The 8,378-nt window shown below is 71.5% G+C and carries 4 protein-coding genes and 1 pseudogene; all 5 read left to right on the forward strand.

Going from position 1 to position 8,378, the window contains the following annotated elements; genetic code table 11:
- The first annotated feature begins 91 nt into the window (after positions 1-91).
- The 5 genes and pseudogenes from ACFW2E_RS10340 (at position 92) to ACFW2E_RS10360 (ending at position 8,253) form a co-directional block, all read left to right on the forward strand.
- Positions 92-507, forward strand: a pseudogene (locus ACFW2E_RS10340) (DUF1990 family protein).
- Positions 508-656: 149 nt separating this feature from the next.
- Entirely contained in the window at positions 657-2,342 is a 1,686-nt protein-coding gene (locus ACFW2E_RS10345; RefSeq protein ID WP_384464348.1) for a tetratricopeptide repeat protein, read from the forward strand.
- Between the two features lie 535 nt (positions 2,343-2,877).
- The gene (locus ACFW2E_RS10350; RefSeq protein WP_384464351.1) at positions 2,878-4,941 is read left to right on the forward strand and encodes a discoidin domain-containing protein; all 2,064 of its coding nucleotides are present in this window, start codon (positions 2,878-2,880) and stop codon (positions 4,939-4,941) included.
- Positions 4,942-5,108: 167 nt separating this feature from the next.
- Entirely contained in the window at positions 5,109-5,309 is a 201-nt protein-coding gene (locus ACFW2E_RS10355) for a DUF6229 family protein (protein ID WP_384464354.1), read from the forward strand.
- 106 nt (positions 5,310-5,415) lie between these two features.
- Complete coding sequence (locus ACFW2E_RS10360) at positions 5,416-8,253, forward strand: type 2 lanthipeptide synthetase LanM family protein (protein WP_384464358.1); 2,838 nt, start codon at positions 5,416-5,418, stop codon at positions 8,251-8,253.
- Positions 8,254-8,378: the final 125 nt, after the last annotated feature.

Below are 8,378 nucleotides of genomic sequence, written 5' to 3' on the forward strand. Positions count from 1 at the left end.
GAGCTACGGCACTCCCGGCGCTACCTTCCCGGCCGCCCCGATCTGGGGGGAGGGGGCGGCGGGGTTCCGGCGGTTCGAGAAGACCGTGCCGGTGGGCCGGGGTGACGGCACCTGGCGGGCCGCCCGGGAAGCCGTCATGCGGTGGGAGGTCAAGCGGCGCAGCGGCTTCGACGTCGCCTCGGCCGACGGGGCAGGGGCCGAGGCGCGTACGGGAGGGCGCTACACCATCACGGCGGGCCTCGGCCGGCTCGTCGTCCGGGAACCCGTCGAGGTCGTCGCCGTGGTGGCGACCGATACGCGGTGCGGCTTCGCGTACGGCACCCAGCACGGCCACCCGGCCGGCGGGAGGAAGCCTTTGTCGTGCACCGTGGTGAGGACGGCCAGGTGTTCCTGACGCTCCGGTCGCTGACCCGGGCCGCGCCCTCGGGCCCGTGGCGGCCGCTGTTCCCCGTCCTGATCCTCGCGCAGCGCCTGGTCCGGAGACGGTATCTGCGTGCGCTGCGGTGAGGCCGGGGGACGGGGGCACTTTCCGGAATTCGCATGATTCCGGGTCAATGGGCACGTTTTTCCACCGGACCCCGCTAGGGTCGGAAACACCGGCTGCCGTCGTGTGTCCTCGTGACCGGGCCGGGTGAGGCGAGCCACCGGGAGCCCCTGTGAGCTACTACGAGCTAGGCGACCACACGCGCCGTGTGACCACGTCGTCCCCCGAGGCGCAGTTGTGGTTCGACCGCGGCCTGAACTGGACGTACGCCTTCAACCACGAGGAAGCCGTCCGCTGCTTCGAAGCGGCCGCGGTGGCGGACCCCGACTGCGGCATGGCCCACTGGGGCGTGGCATACGCGCTCGGGCCGAACTACAACAAGCCCTGGGAGTTCTTCGACGACCGGGACCTGGCGCGGACGGTCGAGCGTACGCATGCCGCGGTGGAGCGGGCGCACGCGACGGCGGTGTCCGCAACCCCGGTGGAGCGTGCCCTCATCGAGGCACTGCGCTCCCGTTACCCGCGGCCGGAAGCGGCGGACCTGGAAGGCCTGTCGGTGTGGAGCGAGGCCTACGCCGACAGCATGCGGGCCGTCCACCGGTCGGCGCCGGACGACCTCGACGTGGCTACGCTGTACGCCGACGCGCTGATGAACCTCACTCCCTGGCAGTTGTGGGACGTCCGTACGGGCCGGCCGGCCGCGGGCGCGCACACGCCCGAGGCCAGGTCGGTGCTCGAGCGGGCGATCGCGACGCGGCACGGCAGGCGGCACCCCGGCCTGCTGCACATGTACATCCACCTGATGGAGATGTCCCCCACCCCCGAGGCCGCCCTGCCCGCCGCCGAACTGCTGCGCGACCTCGTGCCCGACGGCGGCCACCTGCAGCACATGCCGTCACATCTGGAAGTGCTGTGCGGCGACTACCGGAGGGTGGTTTCCGACAACGCCGCGGCGATCGCCGCCGACGAGAGGTTCCACGCGCGGGAAGGCGCGTTGAACTTCTACACGCTCTATCGGTGCCACGACTACCACTTCAAGATCTACGGCGAGATGTTCCTCGGCCGTCTTCGCGACGCGCTCGCGACGGCGGCGCGGCTGGAGGCCGCCGTGCCGGAGGAACTGCTGCGCGTGCAGAGCCCGCCGATGGCCGACTGGCTGGAGGGCTTTCTCGCGATGAGGGTGCACGTTCTGATCCGCTTCGGCCGATGGGAGGACATCCTGCGCCTGCCCATGCCCGCCGACCCGCGGCTGTACTGCGTGAGTACCGCGATGCTCCACTACGCGCGCGGTGTCGCGTTCTCCGCCACCGGAAGGATCGCCGCGGCCGAGGCGGAACGCGAACTGTTCCGGGAGGCGGTGGCCCGGGTTCCCGAGACACGCATGCTGTTCAACAACACCTGCAGGGACATCCTCGCCATCGCCTCGGCGATGCTCGACGGCGAACTGGACTACCGCAAGGGCGACTACGACGCGGCCTTCGCCGCACTGCGCCGCTCCATCGAACTGGACGACGGCCTTCCGTACGACGAACCGTGGGGCTGGATGCAGCCGACCCGTCACGCGTACGGCGCACTGCTCCTGGAGCAGGGCCTGATCGCGGAGGCGGAGGCGGTCTACCGCGCCGACCTCGGCATCGACGACACGCTTCCCCGGCCGCAGCAGCACCCCAACAACGTCTGGTCCCTGCACGGGTACCACGAGTGCCTCCAGCGGCTCGGCCGGACGCAGGAGGCGCGCATCGTGGCCCAGCAGCTGAAGCTCGCGGCCGCGACGGCGGACGTGCCGATCAACGCGTCCTGCTTCTGCCGCCTGGACACGGTCCCGCACTCCTCCTCGGGCGAGGGCTGCTGCGACTGAGCAGCACCTTCGGGTGCCGTTGCGAAAGTGTCGGAGTCGCCGCAGACGGACACCGGCGCCGTTCGCCCCTCATCGGCTGCACCGTCGGCTCGTGCTTCTCGTTCGGGGAGTGTCCGAGCCACGGCGCTGGCCGCCGCGGCGGCCCTGCTGCGCACATCACGGCGGGAGACACCGGATCCGGCGGCGGCTCCTCCGGCGGGGGCGGTGGCGGTGGGTGCACGGCGTCGCTGCCGGCCGGTCAGCAGTGGAGCGACCGGTACGACCTGGACCTGGCCGGCGGTCTCGTGCAACGCGCCCCGACCGGCGGCCGAATCGCCGGGCGGACAGCGGTGAGGCCCTTCCCGCGCGGTGCCCGGCAAGGGTCTTCCCGCATGGCGGGAGCAAGCCCTTGCGGTGCGCCTGTCTCTTGACTCCGCGTACAACAGTGGCGATCCTCGTCGCGTATCTTGCGCTGGTCATGACAACCCGGTGGTCTGTGGGACGCGGACCGGCCGGGCCGTCGACCGCGCATCCCGCCGACCGAGGGACGTGGGCCGTGACCGTGACCGGACGCCCGTACCGCAGACGCAAGAACGTCGCCGTTGTGTCGCTGCTCCTTCTCGTGCTGGCCGCCGTCCTCGGTCCCACCCCGAGTTCCGCGGCCGGAAACGACTGGTGGATCCCGACCGCGCGCCCCACACCCGACTCCCAGATCAACGTCACCGGTGAGCCGTTCACGGGAACCGACGCCAAGGGCGACGTGCGCGGGTTCGTCGACGCGCACGACCACCTCTTCGCGAACGAGGCCTTCGGCGGCCGGCTCATCTGCGGCAAGGTGTTCTCCGACGCCGGGATCGCCGACGCGCTCAAGGACTGTCCCGAGCACTACCCCGACGGCTCGCTCGCCGTCTTCGACTTCATCACCAAGGGCGGCGACGGCAGACACGACCCGGTCGGCTGGCCCACGTTCAAGGACTGGCCCGCACACGACTCGCTGACCCATCAGCAGAACTACTACGCCTGGGTGGAGCGCGCCTGGCGCGGCGGCCAGCGCGTGCTGGTGAACGACCTCGTCACCAACGGCGTGATCTGCTCCGTGTATTTCTTCAAGGACCGCAGCTGCGACGAGATGACGTCGATCCGGCTGCAGGCGAAGCTGACGTACGACCTGCAGGCCTACGTCGACAAGATGTACGGCGGCCCGGGCAAGGGCTGGTTCCGGATCGTCACCGACAGCGCCCAGGCCCGTGAGGTCATCAAGCAGGGCAAGCTCGCGGTCATCCTGGGAGTGGAGACCTCCGAACCCTTCGGCTGCAAGCAGATCCTGGACATCCCGCAGTGCGACAAGAAGGACATCGACGCCGGACTGGACGAGCTGTACGCCCTGGGTGTGCGCAGCATGTTCCTGTGCCACAAGTTCGACAACGCGCTGTGCGGAGTCCGCTTCGACTCGGGCAGCCTCGGAACGGCCATCAACGTGGGACAGTTCCTGTCGACCGGCACCTTCTGGAAGACGGAGAAGTGCACCGGCCCGCAGCACGACAACCCCATCGGCTCGGCCGCGGCGCCGGGGGCCGAGGCGAAACTCCCGGCGGGGGTGAAGGTTCCCTCGTACGACCCGGACGCGCAGTGCAACGTCCGCGGGCTCACCGACCTCGGTCAGTACGCCGTGCGCGGCATGATGAAACGCAAGATGATGCTGGAGATCGACCACATGAGCGTCAAGGCCGTCGGCCAGGCGCTCGACATCCTCCAGTCCGACTCGTACCCCGGCGTGATCTCCTCGCACAGCTGGATGGACCTGAACTGGACCGACCGGGTCTACGGCCTCGGTGGTTTCATCGCCCAGTACATGAACGGCTCCGAGGGGTTCGTGGCCGAAGCCGACCGCACGAAGGCACTGCGGGACAAGTACGACGTGGGCTACGGCTACGGGACGGACATGAACGGTGTGGGCGGCTGGCCGGGACCCCGGGGCGCGGACGCCCCCAACAAGGTCACGTACCCCTTCCGCAGCGTCGACGGAGGCTCACTCATCGACCGGCAGACCACCGGTCGGCGCACCTGGGACCTCAACACCGACGGAGCCGCGCACTACGGCCTCGTCCCGGACTGGATCGAGGACATCCGGCAGGTCGGCGGCCAGCGCGTGGTGAACGACCTCTTCCGGGGCGCCGAGTCCTACCTCGACACCTGGGGAGCGACCGAGCACCACCAGGCGACGGTCGATCTCGCCAGGGGCGCAGCGGCCACGGCCAGTTCGACGGAGTGGAACCCCTTCACCAGCTACGAGCCCGGCCGCGCGGTCGACGGCACACGGGACACCCGCTGGGCCAGCAACTGGAGCGACGACCAGTGGCTGCGGATCGACCTGGGCTCCACCCACCGGGTCGGGCGCGTCACGCTCGACTGGGAGCGCGCGTACGCGAAGTCGTACCGCGTCGAGCTCTCCGCCGACGGCGTGAACTGGCAGACGGCCTGGTCCACGGCATCCGGTGACGGGGGCCTGGACACGGTCCGCTTCGCCGGTACACCCGCCCGCTACGTCCGTATCCACGGCCTGGAACGCGGCACCGGCTGGGGATACTCGCTCTACGAGATCGGCGTGTACAGCGACTGACCCACGGCACCGTGCGGCCGTACCGCTGCCCCGCCCACCCCAGGAACAGCGGTGCGCCGCACGAACACCACATGACTGTGGCCGGATTAGCCGTCTGACGGGTGTTCGAACCCGGTGATACTCAGGGCTGGGCAATCCGCCCCAATTCCTACGTCCGGAGGCCACCCATGCCCCAGACCTCTGTTCACACCGCCGCCGTGCTCGAAGCATGGCTGGCGGGCGCCGAGAGCGCGTACGGCCAGCCGAACCCGGCCGGGCCGCTCTACGTCGGCGGTGCCGCCGCCGAGGCAGCCCTCACCGACCCGAGCGACTCCCTCTACGGCTTCTGTTCCAGCCCGAGCGGATCGCACGGCAGCTGGTGCTGCTGATCGCGTGAGAACAGGGGGAACCGCGCGTCCGGTCGCGTGGTTCCCCTCGTCCTGTCGGCGCGCCCAGCGGGGCGTGAACGTGCGGCGGAGAAGGAGACAGCGGACGGTGAGCGGATCGGTGGCACAGAAGCCGGAGGACAAGGGCGAGACCGAATGGTTCGCCCGGCCCGTACGAAGCATCGCCCGTCCGTGGCGGGACGAGCTGGCCCGGCGGCTGGCCGCCGTGGACGACCTGGGCCGGGAGGAACGCGGCACGGTGCTGCAGGCCGGCCACACCGCGCTGCTCCGGTCCCTGCACGCCAAGCTCTCCCGCCTGTTCCTGATCGAACTGCACGCGCTCCGCATGACGGTCGGCGGCGGACCGGCAGGCGAGGAGGCGGCCGGAACCGACACGCGGACGTGGACGGCGTTCATCGAGCAGGCAGGCGAGGAGGGCTATCTCGAACGGCTGACCGACCGGTACCCGACCGTCGCCGCGCGCGTCGCCTCGGTGGCGCGACTGTCGGTGGCGGCGACGGCCGGATTCGCGGAACGGCTCGCCCAGGACCGTGAGTTGCTGCGCCGACTGCTGGGCACACCGGCGGGGGAGTTACGGGCCGTCGCGTTCGGGGCGGGTGACAGCCACCGGGGTGGCCTGACGGTCAGCAGGGCCGACTTCGCCGGCGGGAGCGTGATGTACAAGCCCCGTCCGCCCGAGACCGACGTGGCGCTGCGCGGGCTGCTGGACGAGCTCTACGCGGACTTCCCCGACGCCCCGTCGCCGCGGGAACGCATCCGGGTGCCGCGGATGCTGGCCCGCAAGGGCTACGGCTGGGCCGAATTCGTCCGCCACCGCTACTGCGCCGACGACGCCGAACTCACGGCCTTCTACCGCAATATCGGCCACTGGCTGGCCGTCCTCCGCTTTACCGGCGGCACCGACATGCACGCGGAGAACATGATCGCCGCGGGCCCGGTACCCGTGATCGTGGACGCCGAGACGCTCTTCGACGCCCCGGCGCCCTTTCCGCCCAGCGGCCGGGGCGACGCGGTGGACGTGGCGGCGGCAGCCATCCGCCGCACGGTGCTGCGCACCGGACTGCTGCCCGTACGCGGCACCGGTTTCGCGCTCGGCGGAGTGGACATCTCCGGGGTCGGGGCGCTGCCCGGGCAGCAGCCGCTGATCCCCCACCCGGTGATCGCGGACGGCGGCACCGCGGCCGCCCGCTTCCAGGTCGACCTGCTGGCCCTGCCCAGCGCGGGCAACCACCCCAGTCCCACACCGGTGCTGAGCGCGTACTGGGACCGGATCCTGGCCGGCTTCCGTGAGATGACCGCGTATCTGCACCGGCCCGGGACCGACCCGTACCGGCTGCTGCGCCGTTTCGAGGGCGCCCGGGCGCGCCGGATCCTGCGGCCGACGCAGGCATACGTCGACATCGGCCGGATGCTGTGGCACCCGGCGTCCCTGCACGACGAGATGGCGGCCGTCGAGCGGGCCCGGGACATCCTGCGGCGCAATGCCGAGGTGCTGCCCGGCGCACCGGCGGACCATGTGACGATCGACGGCGAGATCGCGGAACTCCTGGTCGGCGACGTACCCATGTTCACCTTCACCGTGGACACGGAGGTCGTACGGTCCACGGTCGAGGACTGGCGCACCGCGGACCTGGCGCTGGAGGAGTCGGTGATCCAGGACGCGTTGGTGGGCGCCTACCTCAACGAACGCTCGCTGCCCGCGCGTGTGCGGGCGGCCGCGCACGACCCGCACGCCCGTGACCGGGAGCGGCGCCGCCGGGACCTGGCCGCGCGGATGGTACGGCGGCTGTGCGACGGCGCGGTACGCGGAGAGGACGGCACGGCCACCTGGATCAGCCCCGTCTTCACACCCGCTGGATGGTCCATCAGGGTACTGCCCGCCGACCTCTACACCGGGCAGGGCGGGGTGGTGCTGACCCTCGCCGAGTACCTGACCGAGGTGCGGGCCGGACGGGCCCACGAGGTGCCGGGCGTCGCCGAGACGTACGAGGGCGCGCTGCGGGTGCTGGTCAGTACCGAGGACCGGACACCGACCCCCTCGGCCGGGGCGTTCAGCGGCGCGGCGTCACAGGTGTGGACCTGGCTGGCGCTGCACCGGGTGCTCGGCGAGGACCGGCTCCTGCAACGGGCCGCCCGGAGAGCCGTGCTGCTGGAGGGCCCCCTGGTCGACGACGACATCGAGGTGGACCTCCTCAACGGGGCGGCCGGCGGCATCGTCCCCCTGCTCGGCCTGGCGGAGGCGACCGGACAGGACCGCTGGCTCCGTGCCGCCGCGCACATCGGCCGCCGGCTGACCGGGCTGGCCACCCTCGACGCGAGCGGCGCCCGCTGGACGACCCGGCTCAACCCCGAGGGCATCGGCGGCTTCGCGCACGGTGCCACCGGCATCGGCTGGGCACTGACCCGGCTCGCACTCGGCGACGCCGGCTCGACGGCCGAGCGGCGCGGCTGGAACCACCTCGCCGAACGGGCCTTCGCCTACCAGGAGTCCCTCTGGCGTCCCGGCGACGGCAACTGGCTCGACGTCCGCGTCGGTGCCGAGGAGGACTTCTTCACCAGCTGGTGCCACGGCAGCGCGGGCATCGGCATCGGCATGCTCGATCTCCACCGGCGCACCGGCGACCCGGCCCGCCTCGGCATGGCCCACCGTGCCGCGCAGGCCTGTGCCGCCGAGGGCTTCGGCTGGAGCCACACCCTGTGCCACGGCGACCTCGGCCTCTGGGAATTCCTCACGGCCCTCGACTTCGGCGACCGGGCCGCTCTCGACGCCGAGATCCTGACCGGCCTCGAACAGCGCGGCCCGGTGGGAGGACTGGCCCGAGAGGCGTTCTCACCCAGCCTGATGTCCGGCCTCTCGGGTGTGCTGCACACGCTGCTCCGCATGCATCCCGAGGCCACCCTGCCCAACCCCCTGCTCCTCGACTGATCACGGCACCCGGTCGGGTCCGGCGCGCGCCACATCCGTGGGACGGTCGAAACCCCGCCCCCCCCGCCGCCGCCGGTGCACCCGCCCCCGAACGGAGCGCCGGGCGCGACATAGACCGCGGGCGC

This window comes from Streptomyces sp. NPDC058964 (assembly GCF_042741275.1).
Taxonomy (GTDB): Bacteria; Actinomycetota; Actinomycetes; order Streptomycetales; family Streptomycetaceae; genus Streptomyces.